At 50.9% G+C, this 18,701-nt stretch carries 11 protein-coding genes, 5 tRNA genes and 3 rRNA genes; 1 reads left to right on the forward strand and 18 read right to left on the reverse strand.

The features are described 5' to 3' along the window. Positions 1-55: 55 nt before the first annotated feature. From rpoB to KXD89_RS20895, 12 genes are all read right to left on the reverse strand, one after another. Entirely contained in the window at positions 56-4,084 is a 4,029-nt protein-coding gene (rpoB, locus tag KXD89_RS20840) for a DNA-directed RNA polymerase subunit beta (RefSeq protein ID WP_072647363.1), read from the reverse strand. Positions 4,085-4,403: 319 nt separating this feature from the next. Continuing rightward, positions 4,404-4,769, reverse strand: coding sequence for a 50S ribosomal protein L7/L12 (rplL, locus tag KXD89_RS20845; protein ID WP_000028878.1), 366 nt, complete (start codon positions 4,767-4,769; stop codon positions 4,404-4,406). Between the two features lie 66 nt (positions 4,770-4,835). Beyond that, entirely contained in the window at positions 4,836-5,333 is a 498-nt protein-coding gene (rplJ, locus tag KXD89_RS20850; RefSeq protein WP_001207201.1) for a 50S ribosomal protein L10, read from the reverse strand. Positions 5,334-5,745: 412 nt separating this feature from the next. Further along, positions 5,746-6,450, reverse strand: a complete 705-nt coding sequence (gene rplA, locus KXD89_RS20855; protein ID WP_001096684.1) for a 50S ribosomal protein L1 — start codon at positions 6,448-6,450, stop codon at positions 5,746-5,748. A 3-nt stretch (positions 6,451-6,453) separates the two neighbouring features. Further along, on the reverse strand, positions 6,454-6,882 hold the full coding sequence (gene rplK / locus KXD89_RS20860) for a 50S ribosomal protein L11 (RefSeq protein ID WP_001085926.1): 429 nt from the start codon (positions 6,880-6,882) through the stop codon (positions 6,454-6,456). 158 nt (positions 6,883-7,040) lie between these two features. Beyond that, positions 7,041-7,586, reverse strand: a complete 546-nt coding sequence (gene nusG, locus KXD89_RS20865; protein ID WP_001287516.1) for a transcription termination/antitermination protein NusG — start codon at positions 7,584-7,586, stop codon at positions 7,041-7,043. Position 7,587: 1 nt separating this feature from the next. Next, a complete protein-coding gene (secE, locus tag KXD89_RS20870) occupies positions 7,588-7,971 on the reverse strand; it encodes a preprotein translocase subunit SecE (RefSeq protein ID WP_001275702.1) in 384 nt (127 codons plus the stop codon). 229 nt (positions 7,972-8,200) lie between these two features. Beyond that, entirely contained in the window at positions 8,201-9,385 is a 1,185-nt protein-coding gene (gene tuf, locus KXD89_RS20875; protein WP_000031784.1) for an elongation factor Tu, read from the reverse strand. A 114-nt stretch (positions 9,386-9,499) separates the two neighbouring features. Continuing rightward, positions 9,500-9,575: transfer RNA gene (locus tag KXD89_RS20880), tRNA-Thr, on the reverse strand. Between the two features lie 6 nt (positions 9,576-9,581). Then, positions 9,582-9,656 (reverse strand) — tRNA-Gly (locus KXD89_RS20885). 116 nt (positions 9,657-9,772) lie between these two features. Beyond that, a tRNA-Tyr gene (locus tag KXD89_RS20890) sits at positions 9,773-9,857 on the reverse strand. Between the two features lie 8 nt (positions 9,858-9,865). Next, positions 9,866-9,941, reverse strand: a tRNA-Thr gene (locus KXD89_RS20895). A gap of 361 nt (positions 9,942-10,302) precedes the next feature. Between KXD89_RS20895 and coaA the strand changes: the two genes are divergently transcribed. Beyond that, positions 10,303-11,253 (forward strand): type I pantothenate kinase, encoded by a 951-nt coding sequence (gene coaA / locus KXD89_RS20900; protein WP_000023081.1) that lies wholly within the window; start codon positions 10,303-10,305, stop codon positions 11,251-11,253. Between the two features lie 28 nt (positions 11,254-11,281). Here coaA and birA read toward each other — a convergent pair whose 3' ends face one another. From birA to KXD89_RS20930, 6 genes are all read right to left on the reverse strand, one after another. After that, entirely contained in the window at positions 11,282-12,247 is a 966-nt protein-coding gene (gene birA, locus KXD89_RS20905) for a bifunctional biotin--[acetyl-CoA-carboxylase] ligase/biotin operon repressor BirA (protein ID WP_000654630.1), read from the reverse strand. Continuing rightward, a complete protein-coding gene (gene murB, locus KXD89_RS20910) occupies positions 12,244-13,272 on the reverse strand; it encodes a UDP-N-acetylmuramate dehydrogenase (RefSeq protein WP_001016699.1) in 1,029 nt (342 codons plus the stop codon). The genes birA and murB overlap by 4 nt, the downstream gene beginning before the upstream one ends. A 302-nt stretch (positions 13,273-13,574) precedes the next feature. Beyond that, positions 13,575-13,690: ribosomal RNA gene (rrf, locus tag KXD89_RS20915) — 5S ribosomal RNA — on the reverse strand. Between the two features lie 94 nt (positions 13,691-13,784). Continuing rightward, positions 13,785-16,688: ribosomal RNA gene (locus tag KXD89_RS20920) — 23S ribosomal RNA — on the reverse strand. Between the two features lie 193 nt (positions 16,689-16,881). Further along, positions 16,882-16,957: transfer RNA gene (locus KXD89_RS20925), tRNA-Glu, on the reverse strand. Positions 16,958-17,128: 171 nt separating this feature from the next. Continuing rightward, positions 17,129-18,670: ribosomal RNA gene (locus tag KXD89_RS20930) — 16S ribosomal RNA — on the reverse strand. The 16S, 23S and 5S rRNA genes sit together here with 1 tRNA gene alongside, the layout of an rRNA operon. Positions 18,671-18,701 lie beyond the last annotated feature (31 nt).

Consider the following 18,701-nt stretch of genomic DNA (forward strand, 5'->3'; position numbering starts at 1 on the left):
AGCACAATCCGCTGCCGGGTTTTAACCCGACAGCAGTGACCTGTTTGAGCGAGAATTACTCGTCTTCCAGTTCGATGTTGATACCCAGCGAACGAATCTCTTTCAACAATACGTTGAAGGATTCTGGCATGCCCGGCTCCATCTGATGGTTGCCGTCCACGATGTTTTTATACATCTTGGTACGACCGTTCACGTCATCAGACTTAACGGTGAGCATTTCCTGCAGGGTGTATGCTGCGCCGTATGCTTCCAGCGCCCACACTTCCATCTCCCCGAAACGCTGACCACCGAACTGTGCCTTACCACCCAGCGGCTGCTGAGTAACCAGGCTGTAAGAACCGGTGGAACGCGCGTGCATCTTGTCGTCGACCAGGTGGTTCAGTTTCAGCATGTACATGTAACCAACGGTTACCGGACGCTCGAACTGTTCACCAGTGCGACCATCGTACAGGCGGATCTGACCGGAAGTCGGCAGGTCGCCAAGTTTCAGCAGCTCTTTAATTTCTGCTTCTTTCGCACCGTCGAACACCGGCGTTGCGATTGGCATACCTTTGCGCAGGTTTTCAGCCAGACGCATAACTTCTTCATCGCTGAAGGTACTCAGGTCAACTTTCTGACGAACGTCAGCGCCCAGATCGTACGCACGCTGGATGAATTCGCGCAGTTTCGCGACTTCTTGCTGCTGTTTCAGCATGGCGTTGATCTTGTCGCCGATACCTTTCGCAGCCATACCCAGGTGGGTTTCGAGGATCTGACCGATGTTCATACGAGACGGTACGCCCAGCGGGTTCAGTACGATGTCTACCGGCGTACCGTTTTCATCGTAAGGCATATCTTCGATCGGGTTGATCTTAGAAATTACACCCTTGTTACCGTGACGACCTGCCATCTTGTCACCAGGCTGGATACGGCGTTTAACCGCCAGATATACCTTAACAATCTTCAGCACGCCCGGTGCCAGATCGTCGCCCTGGGTGATTTTGCGGCGTTTCGCTTCGAGTTTCTTCTCGAACTCGTGTTTCAGTTCGTCATACTGCTCAGCCAGCTGTTCCAGCTGATTTTGTTTCTCTTCGTCTGTCAGGCCCAGCTCCAGCCAGCGATCGCGCGGCAGTTTGTCGAGCTTCTCAGCTTCAACGCCACCGGCTACCAGCACAGCACGGATACGGCTGAACAGACCCGCTTCGAGGATCTGCAGTTCTTCAGACAGGTCTTTCTTCGCCTGTTTGAGCTGCATTTCTTCGATTTCCAGCGCACGTTTGTCTTTTTCTACGCCATCGCGAGTAAAGACCTGAACGTCGATAACCGTACCGGATACACCGTTTGGTACGCGCAGAGAAGAGTCTTTAACGTCAGAGGCTTTCTCACCGAAGATCGCACGCAGCAGTTTTTCTTCTGGGGTCAGCTGAGTTTCACCTTTCGGCGTTACCTTACCAACCAGAATGTCGCCACCGGTCACTTCCGCACCAATGTAAACGATACCGGATTCATCCAGTTTGGAGAGCGCAGCTTCACCCACGTTCGGGATGTCAGCGGTGATCTCTTCCGGACCCAGCTTGGTGTCACGGGACACACACGCCAGTTCCTGAATGTGGATGGTGGTGAAACGGTCTTCCTGAACAACACGCTCGGATACGAGGATGGAGTCTTCGAAGTTGTAACCATTCCACGGCATGAACGCTACGCGCATGTTCTGACCAAGCGCCAGTTCACCGAGGTCGGTGGACGGACCGTCTGCCAGCACGTCGCCACGTTCAACCGGTTCACCCAGAGACACACACGGCATCTGGTTGATACAGGTGTTCTGGTTAGAACGGGTGTATTTGGTCAGGTTGTAGATGTCGATACCTGCTTCACCCGGATACATCTCGTCTTCGTTAACTTTGATAACGATACGGGAAGCATCCACGTACTGAACGACACCACCACGTTTAGCTACCGCAGTTACACCGGAGTCAACGGCAACAGCACGTTCCATACCAGTACCAACCAGCGGCTTATCAGCGCGCAGAGTCGGAACGGCCTGACGTTGCATGTTCGCACCCATCAATGCACGGTTGGCGTCATCGTGTTCCAGGAACGGGATCAGGGACGCACCGACGGATACCACCTGCTGGGTGGATACGTCCATGTAGTCAACCTGGTCGCGGCTGAACAAGCTGGATTCGCCTTTGCTACGGCAAGTTACCAGGTCTTCTACGAAGTGGCCTTCTTCATCCAAGTTGGAGTTCGCCTGGGCGATAACGTAGTTGCCTTCTTCGATAGCAGACAGGTAGTGAATTTCGTCAGTTACAACACCGTCGGTCACTTTACGATACGGAGTCTCAAGGAAGCCGTATTCGTTAGTCTGTGCGTACACGGACAGAGAGTTGATCAGACCGATGTTCGGACCTTCAGGGGTTTCGATTGGACATACGCGACCGTAGTGAGTCGGGTGTACGTCTCGAACTTCGAAGCCTGCACGTTCACGGGTCAGACCGCCTGGGCCGAGTGCGTAGATACGACGTTTGTGCGTAATCTCAGACAGCGGGTTGTTCTGGTCCATAAACTGAGACAGCTGGCTGGAACCGAAGAACTCTTTCACTGCTGCGGAAATCGGCTTGGCGTTGATCATATCCTGTGGCATCAGGGTATCCAGATCGCCCAGAGACAGACGCTCTTTCACCGCACGCTCTACACGTACCAGGCCAACGCGGAACTGGTTTTCCGCCATTTCGCCAACGGAACGGATACGACGGTTGCCGAGGTGGTCGATATCATCGACTTCGCCTTTACCGTTACGGATATCGATGAGCTTTTTCATAACATCAATGATGTCGTCTTTGCTCAGGATACCGGAACCTTCGATTTCTTCGCGCAGCAGAGAACGGTTGAACTTCATACGACCAACCGCAGACAAGTCATAACGGTCTTCGGAGAAGAACAGGTTCTCGAACAGGCTTTCAGCTGCTTCACGAGTCGGCGGCTCGCCAGGGCGCATCATGCGGTAGATTTCTACCAGTGCGCTCAGACGGTCGTTAGTTGGGTCGACACGTAAGGTTTCAGAGATATATGGGCCGTGATCCAGATCGTTGGTGAACAGCGTTTCGATACGCTTGTGACCAGACTGGCTCAGCTTAGCCAGCAGATCCAGGCTCAGCTCCATGTTCGCTGCGCAGATCAGCTCGCCGGTAGACTCATCAATATAGTCTTTAGCAACCACTTTACCTGCGATGTACTCAACCGGGACTTCGATCAGTTTGACGTCGTCTTTTTCCAGCTGGCGAATGTGGCGCGCAGTGATACGGCGGCCTTTTTCTACGTACACTTTACCGTTAGCTTCGATGTCAAAAGATGCGGTTTCACCACGCAGGCGTTCCGGCACCAGTTCCATCTGCAGCTTGTTATCACGGATTTCAAAGATAACTTTTTCAAAGAACAGGTCGAGGATCTGCTCTGTGGTGTAGTTCAGGGCGCGCAGAATGATGGTCGCAGGCAGTTTACGGCGACGGTCGATACGTACGAACAGGTTGTCCTTCGGATCGAATTCGAAGTCCAGCCAGGAACCACGGTAAGGGATGATACGCGCGTTATACAGCACTTTACCCGAAGAGTGGGTTTTACCTTTGTCGGAGTCAAAGAAGACGCCCGGACTACGGTGCAGCTGGGAAACGATAACACGCTCAGTACCGTTGATAACAAAGGTACCGTTGTCTGTCATGAGCGGAATTTCGCCCATGTAGACTTCTTGTTCTTTAATGTCTTTTACGGTGCCTTCCGGCGCTTCGCGCTCATAGATCACCAGACGCAGTTTAACGCGCAGCGGTGCGGAATAGGTCACGCCACGGATTTGACATTCCTGGACGTCAAACACCGGTTCGCCAAGGCGGTAGCTGACGTATTGCAGCTCGGAATTACCGCTGTAGCTCTGAATCGGGAATACGGAACGGAAAGCAGCTTCCAGACCATACTGCCCTTCAGGATCTTGCTCGATAAATTTCTGAAACGAGTCAAGCTGGATAGAAAGGAGATAAGGTACATCCAGAACTTGTGGACGTTTACCAAAATCCTTACGAATACGTTTTTTCTCGGTATAGGAGTAAACCATAGGGTTCCTCAGCTCGCTGACAAGTCGACCCATCTGTCCATTGAGCGGACAGTTTGTGCAACACTATTTTGTTGACCGGAAAATGGAACACTTTCCGCAATGCCTGTTGCTATCACGCTTAAACCATTTCATTGCGATTTACACAGAACGGACGTCCTGTCGCAGTATATTAAGTCGTCGATAGAAACAAGCATTGAAAGGCACAGCAGTAGTCAAACAGTGTGAAACGCTACTGGCGCCTTACAGCGCAAAAAGGCTGGTGACTAAAAAGTCACCAGCCATCAGCCTGATTTCTCAGGCTGCAACCGGAAGGGTTGGCTTATTTAACTTCAACTTCAGCGCCAGCTTCTTCCAGAGCTTTTTTCAGTGCTTCTGCGTCGTCTTTGCTCACGCCTTCTTTCAGAGCAGCCGGTGCAGATTCTACCAGGTCTTTAGCTTCTTTCAGACCCAGGCCAGTTGCGCCACGTACTGCTTTGATAACAGCAACTTTGTTAGCGCCAGCAGCTTTCAGAATTACGTCGAATTCAGTTTTTTCTTCAGCAGCTTCAACCGGGCCAGCAGCTACAGCTACAGCAGCAGCAGCGGAAACACCGAATTTTTCTTCCATTGCAGAGATCAGTTCTACAACGTCCATTACAGACATAGCTGCAACTGCTTCAATGATTTGATCTTTAGTGATAGACATTTAAATTGTTCCTGAATATCAGAATAAGTTTATACGTAAGCGAATGCGTTAAAAAGATAACTGCGATTAAGCAGCTTCTTTCGCATCGCGTACAGCAGCCAGAGTACGAACCAGTTTGCCAGCCGAAGCTTCTTTCATGGTTGCCATCAGGCGTGCAATTGCTTCTTCGTAGGTCGGCAGAGTTGCCAGGCGGTCGATCTGAGACGCCGGGATCAGCTCACCTTCAAAGGCAGCGGCTTTGACCTCAAATTTTGCATTCGCTTTCGCGAACTCTTTGAACAGACGAGCAGCAGCGCCCGGGTGTTCCATAGAGTATGCAATCAGGGTCGGACCAACAAACGCGTCTTTCAGGCACTCGAACGGAGTACCTTCAACAGCACGGCGCAGCAGGGTGTTACGAACAACACGCATGTATACGCCAGCTTCGCGACCTGCTTTACGCAGTTCAGTCATTTTATCTACAGTTACGCCACGGGAATCCGCAACTACTGCAGACAGCGCGCCTTTGGCTACTTCGCTGACTTCAGCAACAATCGCTTGTTTGTCTTGAAGATTTAAAGCCATTAGCTTTGCTCCTGGATGTTTGCCAGAGAAAATCTCTGGAACTCACTTCACTCCTCCAAACGGAGAGAGCGTCTTAATTACGGTGAGCAGAAACAAGCCAGAATATAAAAGAATAATCTTAGCGTTCTGTCACCGTCTACGCAGGGGATTAAGTTTCTTGCGAAACTCCTGCGGTCTTCGACGGAGGCCTGGATAGGCCAGGCTCCAACGAACAAATCTTTTCTATCCGTCGCTATTCAGCTTGTGACGGCGTTGGCTTCCTTCATTCGCACCAGTCACATAGTTAGCTATGCTCCTGGCGACTCACTCAGTTGCCGCCTTGCCACAACCCGAATATCTCGGATATACGTCTGCATTAAGCATTATACGTGGGGGTAAGATTGTAGACAAAATCACCGCCCACGTAAAGGCATTAGTTTACAGAAGCGCTCAGGCCAGCCTGGTCAACTGCAACACCTGCACCCATGGTGGTGGAGATGCTAACTTTCTTGATGTACACGCCTTTCGCCTGAGTCGGTTTTGCTTTTTTCAGCGCAACCAGCAGAGCTTCCAGGTTTTCTTTCAGTTTGTCAGCGTCAAAGTCCACTTTACCGATGGTGGTGTGGATGATGCCGTTTTTGTCGTTACGGTAACGAACCTGGCCAGCTTTAGCGTTTTTAACCGCTTCAGCAACGTTCGGTGTTACAGTACCCACTTTCGGGTTTGGCATCAGGCCGCGCGGACCCAGAACCTGGCCCAGCTGGCCAACAACGCGCATTGCATCCGGAGAAGCAATAACAACGTCAAAGTTCATTTCGCCTTTCTTGATCTGGTCAGCCAGATCTTCCATACCTACCAGTTCTGCGCCTGCAGCTTTAGCAGCTTCAGCGTTTGCACCTTGGGTAAATACGGCTACGCGAACGGAACGGCCAGTACCGTGCGGCAGTACAGTTGCACCACGTACGTTCTGGTCAGATTTACGAGCGTCGATGCCGAGGTTAACAGCTACGTCCACGCTTTCTACGAATTTAGCAGTCGCCAGCTCTTTCAGCAGTGCGATAGCTTCGTTGATGTCGTACTGTTTGGTTGCATCAACTTTCTCGCGGATAACACGCATGCGCTTGGTCAGTTTAGCCATTTCTTAGTCCTCCACTACCAGGCCCATGGAACGTGCAGTACCTTCGATGGAGCGAGTCATCGCTTCAATGTCGGCACCAGTCATGTCGGCAGCTTTGGTCTGCGCGATTTCCTGCAGCTGAGCGCGGGAAATTTTACCCACTTTGTCTTTGTTCGGCTTACCGGAACCAGACTTGATACCAGCCGCTTTTTTCAGCAGAACTGCTGCCGGCGGGGTCTTGGTAACGAAAGTGAAAGAACGGTCAGCGTAAACGGTGATTACTACCGGAATCGGCAGACCTTTTTCGATGGAATCAGTTTTTGCGTTGAACGCTTTGCAGAATTCCATGATGTTTACGCCCTGCTGACCCAGAGCCGGACCTACTGGCGGACTCGGGTTAGCCATACCAGCTGCAACCTGCAGCTTGACATAGGCTTGTACTTTCTTAGCCATTATAAATTCCTCAAGTTGGGTAATAACGCCTCTGAGAGGCTCCCCGTGATATAAAAAATCGTTTTACGGGCAAGGCCCATAAAAACAAAAGGCGCGAAATTGTATTCCAATCTCACGCCTTGTGCAACGATTAAATCGCCGCTTTTTTGATCGCTGGGTTAGGCTTTTTCAACCTGGCTGAAGTCCAGCTCTACCGGGGTCGCACGACCGAAGATAGAAACAGACACTTTCAGACGAGATTTCTCGTAATCCACTTCTTCAACAACACCGTTGAAGTCAGCGAACGGACCATCATTAACACGGACCATTTCACCCGGTTCAAACAGCGTTTTCGGACGCGGCTTATCACCAACCTGCTGCAGGCGGTTCATAATCGCATCGACTTCTTTATCGCTGATTGGCGCAGGACGATCGGAAGTACCGCCGATGAAGCCCATCACACGCGGTACGCTGCGCACCAGGTGCCAGCTCGCGTCGTTCATCACCATCTGAACGAGGACGTAGCCAGGGAAGAATTTACGTTCGCTTTTGCGACGCTGACCGCCACGGATTTCAACCACTTCTTCGGTTGGTACCATGACTTCACCAAACAAATCTTCCATGTTGTGTAATTTGATATGCTCACGCAGCGACGTTGCTACGCGGCCTTCAAAACCGGAAAACGCCTGAACGACGTACCAGCGCTTTTTAGGAGCTTCAGACATCTCAGAACCTCAGGCCAGTGATAAAGGATACCAGGCGAACCAGAATACCATCCAGTCCCCACAGGATCAGTGACATTACTGCGGTAACCGCAGCCACAATCAGCGTGGTGTGCAATGTTTCCTGGCGAGTCGGCCAAATGACCTTACGGACTTCGGTACGCGCTTCACGGGCAAAAGCAACGGTAGCTTTACCTTTTGTCGTTAACAGCGCGACACCACCCGCTGCAGCAATCAGAATTACTACGGCCAGCGCACGCAGCGGCAGCATAATGTCGCGATAAAGATAGTTGCCGACAATCGCCACCAGGAGCAATGCCACCACAACGACCCACTTCATCGCTTCCAGGCCGCGCCCGCTTCCTTGAGCTTCGGTATTCGCACTCATAAACCAACCTGTCAGAAGTTTTCTACAAACATTTTCACCCCGCGATCGCGAGGCAAACCAAATCGAAACGCGTATTAGCTTTTCGGATTATACGCCCTCAACAGAGCCTGTCTCAGCAATGATTATGACAAAGAAAATCACTGATGAGCCAGGTTCTGGTACGAAAGCGTGCAAAAAGGGCATCAAATGATGCCCTTTTAGTGCGCATTGCGTCAAATGTTATCGGCAATTAGCTCAGAACTTTTGCTACAACGCCCGCGCCAACGGTACGGCCGCCTTCACGGATTGCGAAACGCAGACCGTCGTCCATCGCGATCGGGTGGATCAGGGTAACAACCATTTTGATGTTGTCGCCCGGCATTACCATCTCTACGCCTTCCGGCAGTTCGATGGTACCAGTCACGTCAGTAGTACGGAAGTAGAACTGCGGACGGTAGCCTTTGAAGAACGGAGTATGACGGCCGCCTTCATCTTTGGACAGAATGTACACTTCAGATTCGAACTTGGTGTGCGGCTTGATGGTGCCCGGCTTAGCCAGTACCTGACCACGTTCGATTTCTTCACGTTTGATACCACGCAGCAGAACACCTACGTTCTCACCAGCACGGCCTTCGTCCAGCAGTTTGCGGAACATTTCAACGCCAGTACAGGTAGACTTCTGAGTCTCTTTGATACCAACGATTTCAACTTCTTCACCAACTTTGATGATACCGCGTTCTACACGACCGGTAACAACGGTACCACGACCGGAGATGGAGAATACGTCTTCGATCGGCAGCAGGAACGGCTTGTCAATCGCACGCTCTGGTTCCGGAATATAAGAATCCAGGAAGCCAGCCAGTTCCAGGATTTTCGCTTCCCACTCTGCGTCGCCTTCCAGCGCTTTCAGAGCAGAACCACGAACGATCGGAGTGTCGTCGCCCGGGAAGTCGTACTGAGACAGAAGTTCACGAACTTCCATTTCAACCAGTTCCAGCAGCTCTTCGTCATCAACCATGTCGCATTTGTTCAGGAACACGATGATGTACGGAACGCCTACCTGACGACCCAGCAGGATGTGCTCACGAGTCTGCGGCATCGGGCCGTCAGTCGCAGCAACTACCAGGATCGCGCCGTCCATCTGCGCAGCACCGGTGATCATGTTTTTAACATAGTCGGCGTGCCCCGGGCAGTCTACGTGTGCGTAGTGACGGGTCGGGGTGTCGTATTCAACGTGAGAAGTGTTGATGGTGATACCACGAGCTTTTTCTTCCGGCGCGTTATCGATCTGGTCGAATGCGCGAGCAGCACCGCCGTAGGTTTTAGCCAGTACGGTAGTGATTGCAGCGGTCAGCGTTGTTTTACCATGGTCAACGTGGCCGATAGTACCGACGTTAACGTGCGGTTTTGTACGTTCAAACTTTTCTTTAGACATCGATTGTCCCTCTAAGACACGGATAAATCGGTGATATCACCACATCAACCAGGCAACATGCCCGACTTGTTGAATGCAATAAACAGAAGGAAAAAACAGGGAGGAGAAAAGAAGTGGTGCTGATAGGCAGATTCGAACTGCCGACCTCACCCTTACCAAGGGTGCGCTCTACCAACTGAGCTATATCAGCACATCTTGGAGCGGGCAGCGGGAATCGAACCCGCATCATCAGCTTGGAAGGCTGAGGTAATAGCCATTATACGATGCCCGCATCCTGGAACTCGGCTACCTGATTTTCATTCTGCACTGAATATCGAGAGAAGCTCTCTTTATTCGAGCCGGTAAGCGAACTTATCGTCTCGGGCTACGCCATCGCGTGGCCGAAATTGGTGGTGGGGGAAGGATTCGAACCTTCGAAGTCTGTGACGGCAGATTTACAGTCTGCTCCCTTTGGCCGCTCGGGAACCCCACCGGACTTGATGGTGCCGACTACCGGAATCGAACTGGTGACCTACTGATTACAAGTCAGTTGCTCTACCTACTGAGCTAAGTCGGCATCAAGTAGCGCGCATTCTATGGAGACATGCGAGTTCATGCAACTAAAAAATTGCATAATTTGTTTTATTGGTCACATTTTATGCGACACGATGAAGAAACAGCCGAACGGAGGGCAGATTAGCACACTTTTTCAACATCATTGTGCTCAACAATGCGCTCCTGCTAAACCATAATTCTTTTTATCAGATGGAATATCTGTCACATTGCTTTTCAACGATAGCTTCCTGGCAGAGATTTTTTCTTATTATTCCTCCCCATCTGGTGTTACCCTCCTGCCCATTAACCCATTCAACAGAACTGTGACGCGCCATGGCAAATATCGCTTTGCCGATAGAGCTATGACCGCCAGAAACATGCTTATGAGTATAAAAGAGCAAACGTTAATGACGCCTTACCTACAGTTTGACCGCAACCAGTGGGCAGCTCTGCGTGATTCCGTACCTATGACGTTATCGGAAGATGAGATCGCCCGTCTCAAAGGTATTAATGAAGATCTCTCGTTAGAAGAAGTTGCCGAGATCTATTTACCTTTGTCACGTTTGCTGAACTTCTATATAAGCTCGAATCTGCGCCGTCAGGCAGTTCTGGAACAGTTTCTTGGTACCAACGGGCAACGCATTCCTTACATTATCAGTATTGCTGGCAGTGTCGCGGTGGGGAAAAGTACAACCGCCCGTGTATTGCAGGCGCTATTAAGCCGTTGGCCGGAACATCGTCGTGTTGAACTGATCACTACAGATGGCTTCCTTCACCCTAATCAGGTTCTGAAAGAACGTGGTCTGATGAAGAAGAAAGGCTTCCCGGAATCGTATGATATGCATCGCCTGGTGAAGTTTGTTTCCGATCTCAAATCCGGCGTGCCAAACGTTACAGCACCTGTTTACTCACATCTTATTTATGATGTGATCCCGGATGGAGATAAAACGGTTGTTCAGCCTGATATTTTAATTCTTGAAGGGTTAAATGTCTTACAGAGCGGGATGGATTATCCACACGATCCACATCATGTATTTGTTTCTGATTTTGTCGATTTTTCGATATATGTTGATGCACCGGAAGACTTACTTCAGACATGGTATATCAACCGTTTTCTGAAATTCCGCGAAGGGGCTTTTACCGACCCGGATTCCTATTTTCATAACTACGCGAAATTAACTAAAGAAGAAGCGATTAAGACTGCCATGACATTGTGGAAAGAGATCAACTGGCTGAACTTAAAGCAAAATATTCTACCTACTCGTGAGCGCGCCAGTTTAATCCTGACGAAAAGTGCTAATCATGCGGTAGAAGAGGTCAGACTACGCAAATAATTTGCAGGGGAGCGAATACTCCCCTTTCTTATTTTTCTGCACTACGCAGGGATATTTCACCGCCCATCCAGGGTTTTATTATTCCATCCTGCTCAAGTAATAAAGCCCCCTGTTTGTCTATTCCGCGTGAAATGCCAAATATTTCTTTATCACCAATGATAAGTTTCACTGGGCGATTAATAAAATTATCCAGCTTTTCCCAGCGCGACAGATAAGGTGCCAATCCTTCTTGTTCGAAGAGTTCCAACGCAGCACGTAATTCACGTATTAGCATGGCCGCCAACGTATTACGATCGAGATTGATCCCCGCTTCCTGCAGCGTGATCCACCCCTGATTAACGACACTCTCTTCAACACGGCGCATTGCCATGTTGATCCCGGCTCCAATGACTATTTGCGCCGCATCGCCAGTTTTGCCAGTCAGCTCCACCAGAATGCCTGCCAGCTTGCGATCCTGCAGATAGAGGTCATTAGGCCATTTAACACGAACTTTATCTGCACCCAGCTTGCGTAATACTTCCGCCATCACGATACCGATAACCAGACTTAAACCAATCGCCGCCGCCGGGCCTTGTTCCAGACGCCAGAACATCGACAAATATAAGTTTGCGCCAAAAGGCGAAAACCATTTCCGACCCCGGCGACCACGGCCAGCCTGCTGGTATTCTGCAATGCAAGCATCGCCCGATTTAAGCTCTCCGATACGATCAAGAAGGTACTGATTCGTGGAGTCAATCACTGGCAGCACGGCTACACTACCGCCATCCAGCTGACCCAATATCTGTTTAGCATTAAGTAACTGGATAGGCTCAGGCAGGCTGTATCCTTTACCCGGAACGGTAAAGACATCAACGCCCCAGTCACGCAGTGTCTGAATGTGTTTATTAATAGCCGCCCGGCTCATTCCCAGCGTTTCACCCAACTGCTCGCCAGAGTGAAATTCACCGTTCGCTAACAGGGCAATCAATTTCAGTGGCACGGTGTTATCCTTCATGAAATTGTCTCCACTGCGCTCACTTCACCTGATGCACCAATAAAGCGGACTTCAGGCTCAAGCCAGACATTAAATTTTTCACCAACTTTCTGTCTTACATGATGCGCCAGCTGTACAACATCTTCGCTTTTTGCATTGTCTTCATTAATGAGAACTAACGCCTGTTGACGGTGCACCGCAGCCCCACCTATTTGCATCCCTTTTAGCTGGCACTGATCGATAAGCCAACCTGCTGCCAGTTTTACTGAACCATCCGCCTGGGGGTAATTTGGTGCTGTTGGAAATTGTGACAGTAATGCTTTAGCCGTTTCGGCAGATACAACAGGGTTTTTGAAGAAACTACCGGCATTGCCATTCACTTTTGGATCAGGGAGTTTGGTGGTGCGCATATGACACACCGCATTAAATACTTGCTGTGGCGTTACTGTTGTAGGATCCAGACGAGTTAAGTCACCATACGTTAGTACAGGTTGCCACTCTTTTGGCAGACGCAGACCTACGGCTACAATAGCGAAGCGGTCCTGGTATTCATGTTTAAAAATACTGTCGCGATAGCCAAAACGGCACTCTTTGGCAGTTAAGCGCACTTGCTTGCCTGTCGCCAGTTCAACAGAATCAACATAAGCGCAAACTCGCTGTAATTCTACGCCATAAGCACCAATATTCTGGATAGGTGATGAGCCGACACAACCAGGAATTAATGCCAGATTTTCCAGACCAGGCATACCTTCCTGCAAAGTGTATTTTACCAGACGATGCCAGTTTTCTCCGGCTCCTACATGTAAATACCACGCATCAGGTTCATCATGAATTTCGATACCTTTGATCCGGTTGATGATCACCGTGCCGCGATAGTCCTCCAGAAAAAGTACATTACTTCCTTCACCCAGAATAAGAACGGGTTGTCCTTCTGCGGTTGCATACTGCCAGGCATTGAGTAATTGTTGTTCGTCTTCGGCACATACAATGTGCTGAGCATTATGATCAATGCCAAATGTGTTCCAGGGTTTTAAGGAGTGGTTCATAGCTGCTTTCCTGATGCAAAAACGAGGCTAGTTTACCGTATCTGTGGGGGGATGGCTTGTAGATATGACGACAGGAAGAGTTTGTAGAAACGCAAAAAGGCCATCCGTCAGGATGGCCTTCTGCTTAATTTGATGCCTGGCAGTTTATGGCGGGCGTCCTGCCCGCCACCCTCCGGGCCGTTGCTTCGCAACGTTCAAATCCGCTCCCGGCGGATTTGTCCTACTCAGGAGAGCGTTCACCGACAAACAACAGATAAAACGAAAGGCCCAGTCTTTCGACTGAGCCTTTCGTTTTATTTAATGCCTGGCAGTTCCCTACTCTCGCATGGGGAGACCCCACACTACCATCGGCGCTACGGCGTTTCACTTCTGAGTTCGGCATGGGGTCAGGTGGGACCACCGCGCTACTGCCGCCAGGCAAATTCTGTTTTATCAGACCGCTTCTGCGTTCTGATTTAATCTGTATCAGGCTGAAAATCTTCTCTCATCCGCCAAAACAGCTTCGGCGTTGTAAGGTTAAGCCTCACGGTTCATTAGTACCGGTTAGCTCAACGCATCGCTGCGCTTACACACCCGGCCTATCAACGTCGTCGTCTTCAACGTTCCTTCAGGACCCTTAAAGGGTCAGGGAGAACTCATCTCGGGGCAAGTTTCGTGCTTAGATGCTTTCAGCACTTATCTCTTCCGCATTTAGCTACCGGGCAGTGCCATTGGCATGACAACCCGAACACCAGTGATGCGTCCACTCCGGTCCTCTCGTACTAGGAGCAGCCCCCCTCAGTTCTCCAGCGCCCACGGCAGATAGGGACCGAACTGTCTCACGACGTTCTAAACCCAGCTCGCGTACCACTTTAAATGGCGAACAGCCATACCCTTGGGACCTACTTCAGCCCCAGGATGTGATGAGCCGACATCGAGGTGCCAAACACCGCCGTCGATATGAACTCTTGGGCGGTATCAGCCTGTTATCCCCGGAGTACCTTTTATCCGTTGAGCGATGGCCCTTCCATTCAGAACCACCGGATCACTATGACCTGCTTTCGCACCTGCTCGCGCCGTCACGCTCGCAGTCAAGCTGGCTTATGCCATTGCACTAACCTCCTGATGTCCGACCAGGATTAGCCAACCTTCGTGCTCCTCCGTTACTCTTTAGGAGGAGACCGCCCCAGTCAAACTACCCACCAGACACTGTCCGCAACCCGGATTACGGGTCAACGTTAGAACATCAAACATTAAAGGGTGGTATTTCAAGGTCGGCTCCATGCAGACTGGCGTCCACACTTCAAAGCCTCCCACCTATCCTACACATCAAGGCTCAATGTTCAGTGTCAAGCTATAGTAAAGGTTCACGGGGTCTTTCCGTCTTGCCGCGGGTACACTGCATCTTCACAGCGAGTTCAATTTCACTGAGTCTCGGGTGGAGACAGCCTGGCCATCATTACGCCATTCGTGCAGGTCGGAACTTACCCGACAAGGAATTTCGCTACCTTAGGACCGTTATAGTTACGGCCGCCGTTTACCGGGGCTTCGATCAAGAGCTTCGCTTGCGCTAACCCCATCAATTAACCTTCCGGCACCGGGCAGGCGTCACACCGTATACGTCCACTTTCGTGTTTGCACAGTGCTGTGTTTTTAATAAACAGTTGCAGCCAGCTGGTATCTTCGACTGATTTCAGCTCCATCCGCGAGGGACCTCACCTACATATCAGCGTGCCTTCTCCCGAAGTTACGGCACCATTTTGCCTAGTTCCTTCACCCGAGTTCTCTCAAGCGCCTTGGTATTCTCTACCTGACCACCTGTGTCGGTTTGGGGTACGATTTGATGTTACCTGATGCTTAGAGGCTTTTCCTGGAAGCAGGGCATTTGTTGCTTCAGCACCGTAGTGCCTCGTCATCACGCCTCAGCCTTGATTTTCCGGATTTGCCTGGAAAACCAGCCTACACGCTTAAACCGGGACAACCGTCGCCCGGCCAACATAGCCTTCTCCGTCCCCCCTTCGCAGTAACACCAAGTACAGGAATATTAACCTGTTTCCCATCGACTACGCCTTTCGGCCTCGCCTTAGGGGTCGACTCACCCTGCCCCGATTAACGTTGGACAGGAACCCTTGGTCTTCCGGCGAGCGGGCTTTTCACCCGCTTTATCGTTACTTATGTCAGCATTCGCACTTCTGATACCTCCAGCATGCCTCACAGCACACCTTCGCAGGCTTACAGAACGCTCCCCTACCCAACAACGCATAAGCGTCGCTGCCGCAGCTTCGGTGCATGGTTTAGCCCCGTTACATCTTCCGCGCAGGCCGACTCGACCAGTGAGCTATTACGCTTTCTTTAAATGATGGCTGCTTCTAAGCCAACATCCTGGCTGTCTGGGCCTTCCCACATCGTTTCCCACTTAACCATGACTTTGGGACCTTAGCTGGCGGTCTGGGTTGTTTCCCTCTTCACGACGGACGTTAGCACCCGCCGTGTGTCTCCCGTGATAACATTCTCCGGTATTCGCAGTTTGCATCGGGTTGGTAAGTCGGGATGACCCCCTTGCCGAAACAGTGCTCTACCCCCGGAGATGAATTCACGAGGCGCTACCTAAATAGCTTTCGGGGAGAACCAGCTATCTCCCGGTTTGATTGGCCTTTCACCCCCAGCCACAAGTCATCCGCTAATTTTTCAACATTAGTCGGTTCGGTCCTCCAGTTAGTGTTACCCAACCTTCAACCTGCCCATGGCTAGATCACCGGGTTTCGGGTCTATACCCTGCAACTTAACGCCCAGTTAAGACTCGGTTTCCCTTCGGCTCCCCTATTCGGTTAACCTTGCTACAGAATATAAGTCGCTGACCCATTATACAAAAGGTACGCAGTCACACGCCTAAGCGTGCTCCCACTGCTTGTACGTACACGGTTTCAGGTTCTTTTTCACTCCCCTCGCCGGGGTTCTTTTCGCCTTTCCCTCACGGTACTGGTTCACTATCGGTCAGTCAGGAGTATTTAGCCTTGGAGGATGGTCCCCCCATATTCAGACAGGATACCACGTGTCCCGCCCTACTCATCGAGCTCACAGCATGTGCATTTTTGTGTACGGGGCTGTCACCCTGTATCGCGCGCCTTTCCAGACGCTTCCACTAACACACACACTGATTCAGGCTCTGGGCTGCTCCCCGTTCGCTCGCCGCTACTGGGGGAATCTCGGTTGATTTCTTTTCCTCGGGGTACTTAGATGTTTCAGTTCCCCCGGTTCGCCTCATTAACCTATGGATTCAGTTAATGATAGTGTGTCGAAACACACTGGGTTTCCCCATTCGGAAATCGCCGGTTATAACGGTTCATATCACCTTACCGACGCTTATCGCAGATTAGCACGTCCTTCATCGCCTCTGACTGCCAGGGCATCCACCGTGTACGCTTAGTCGCTTAACCTCACAACCCGAAGATGTTTCTTTCGATTCATCATCGTGTTGCGAAAATTTGAGAGACTCACGAACAACTCTCGTTGTTCAGTGTTTCAATTTTCAGCTTGATCCAGATTTTTAAAGAGCAAATATCTCAAACATCACCCGAAGATGAGTTTTGAGATATTAAGGTCGGCGACTTTCACTCACAAACCAGCAAGTGGCGTCCCCTAGGGGATTCGAACCCCTGTTACCGCCGTGAAAGGGCGGTGTCCTGGGCCTCTAGACGAAGGGGACACGAAAATTGCTTATCACGCGTTGCGTGATATTTTCGTGTAGGGTGAGCTTTCATTAATAGAAAGCGAACGGCCTTATTCTCTTCAGCCTCACTCCCAACGCGTAAACGCCTTGCTTTTCACTTTCTATCAGACAATCTGTGTGAGCACTACAAAGTACGCTTCTTTAAGGTAAGGAGGTGATCCAACCGCAGGTTCCCCTACGGTTACCTTGTTACGACTTCACCCCAGTCATGAATCACAAAGTGGTAAGCGCCCTCCCGAAGGTTAAGCTACCTACTTCTTTTGCAACCCACTCCCATGGTGTGACGGGCGGTGTGTACAAGGCCCGGGAACGTATTCACCGTGGCATTCTGATCCACGATTACTAGCGATTCCGACTTCATGGAGTCGAGTTGCAGACTCCAATCCGGACTACGACGCACTTTATGAGGTCCGCTTGCTCTCGCGAGGTCGCTTCTCTTTGTATGCGCCATTGTAGCACGTGTGTAGCCCTGGTCGTAAGGGCCATGATGACTTGACGTCATCCCCACCTTCCTCCAGTTTATCACTGGCAGTCTCCTTTGAGTTCCCGGCCGGACCGCTGGCAACAAAGGATAAGGGTTGCGCTCGTTGCGGGACTTAACCCAACATTTCACAACACGAGCTGACGACAGCCATGCAGCACCTGTCTCACGGTTCCCGAAGGCACATTCTCATCTCTGAAAACTTCCGTGGATGTCAAGACCAGGTAAGGTTCTTCGCGTTGCATCGAATTAAACCACATGCTCCACCGCTTGTGCGGGCCCCCGTCAATTCATTTGAGTTTTAACCTTGCGGCCGTACTCCCCAGGCGGTCGACTTAACGCGTTAGCTCCGGAAGCCACGCCTCAAGGGCACAACCTCCAAGTCGACATCGTTTACGGCGTGGACTACCAGGGTATCTAATCCTGTTTGCTCCCCACGCTTTCGCACCTGAGCGTCAGTCTTCGTCCAGGGGGCCGCCTTCGCCACCGGTATTCCTCCAGATCTCTACGCATTTCACCGCTACACCTGGAATTCTACCCCCCTCTACGAGACTCAAGCTTGCCAGTATCAGATGCAGTTCCCAGGTTGAGCCCGGGGATTTCACATCTGACTTAACAAACCGCCTGCGTGCGCTTTACGCCCAGTAATTCCGATTAACGCTTGCACCCTCCGTATTACCGCGGCTGCTGGCACGGAGTTAGCCGGTGCTTCTTCTGCGGGTAACGTCAATGAGCAAAGGTATTAACTTTACTCCCTTCCTCCCCGCTGAAAGTACTTTACAACCCGAAGGCCTTCTTCATACACGCGGCATGGCTGCATCAGGCTTGCGCCCATTGTGCAATATTCCCCACTGCTGCCTCCCGTAGGAGTCTGGACCGTGTCTCAGTTCCAGTGTGGCTGGTCATCCTCTCAGACCAGCTAGGGATCGTCGCCTAGGTGAGCCGTTACCCCACCTACTAGCTAATCCCATCTGGGCACATCCGATGGCAAGAGGCCCGAAGGTCCCCCTCTTTGGTCTTGCGACGTTATGCGGTATTAGCTACCGTTTCCAGTAGTTATCCCCCTCCATCAGGCAGTTTCCCAGACATTACTCACCCGTCCGCCACTCGTCAGCAAAGAAGCAAGCTTCTTCCTGTTACCGTTCGACTTGCATGTGTTAGGCCTGCCGCCAGCGTTCAATCTGAGCCATGATCAAACTCTTCAATTTAAAAGTTTGATGCTCAAAGAATTAAACTTCG

Origin of the sequence: Escherichia sp. TC-EC600-tetX4 (assembly GCF_019356055.1) — a bacterium.
In the GTDB taxonomy this organism is placed as follows: Bacteria; Pseudomonadota; Gammaproteobacteria; order Enterobacterales; family Enterobacteriaceae.

Coding starts and splice junctions, on each gene's coding strand:
- rpoB (WP_072647363.1), bottom strand. CDS start 4,084: ATGGTTTACTCCTATACCGAGAAAAAACGTATTCGTAAGGATTTTGGT.
- rplL (WP_000028878.1), bottom strand. CDS start 4,769: ATGTCTATCACTAAAGATCAAATCATTGAAGCAGTTGCAGCTATGTCT.
- rplJ (WP_001207201.1), bottom strand. CDS start 5,333: ATGGCTTTAAATCTTCAAGACAAACAAGCGATTGTTGCTGAAGTCAGC.
- rplA (WP_001096684.1), bottom strand. CDS start 6,450: ATGGCTAAACTGACCAAGCGCATGCGTGTTATCCGCGAGAAAGTTGAT.
- rplK (WP_001085926.1), bottom strand. CDS start 6,882: ATGGCTAAGAAAGTACAAGCCTATGTCAAGCTGCAGGTTGCAGCTGGT.
- nusG (WP_001287516.1), bottom strand. CDS start 7,586: ATGTCTGAAGCTCCTAAAAAGCGCTGGTACGTCGTTCAGGCGTTTTCC.
- secE (WP_001275702.1), bottom strand. CDS start 7,971: ATGAGTGCGAATACCGAAGCTCAAGGAAGCGGGCGCGGCCTGGAAGCG.
- tuf (WP_000031784.1), bottom strand. CDS start 9,385: ATGTCTAAAGAAAAGTTTGAACGTACAAAACCGCACGTTAACGTCGGT.
- coaA (WP_000023081.1), top strand. CDS start 10,303: ATGAGTATAAAAGAGCAAACGTTAATGACGCCTTACCTACAGTTTGAC.
- birA (WP_000654630.1), bottom strand. CDS start 12,247: ATGAAGGATAACACCGTGCCACTGAAATTGATTGCCCTGTTAGCGAAC.
- murB (WP_001016699.1), bottom strand. CDS start 13,272: ATGAACCACTCCTTAAAACCCTGGAACACATTTGGCATTGATCATAAT.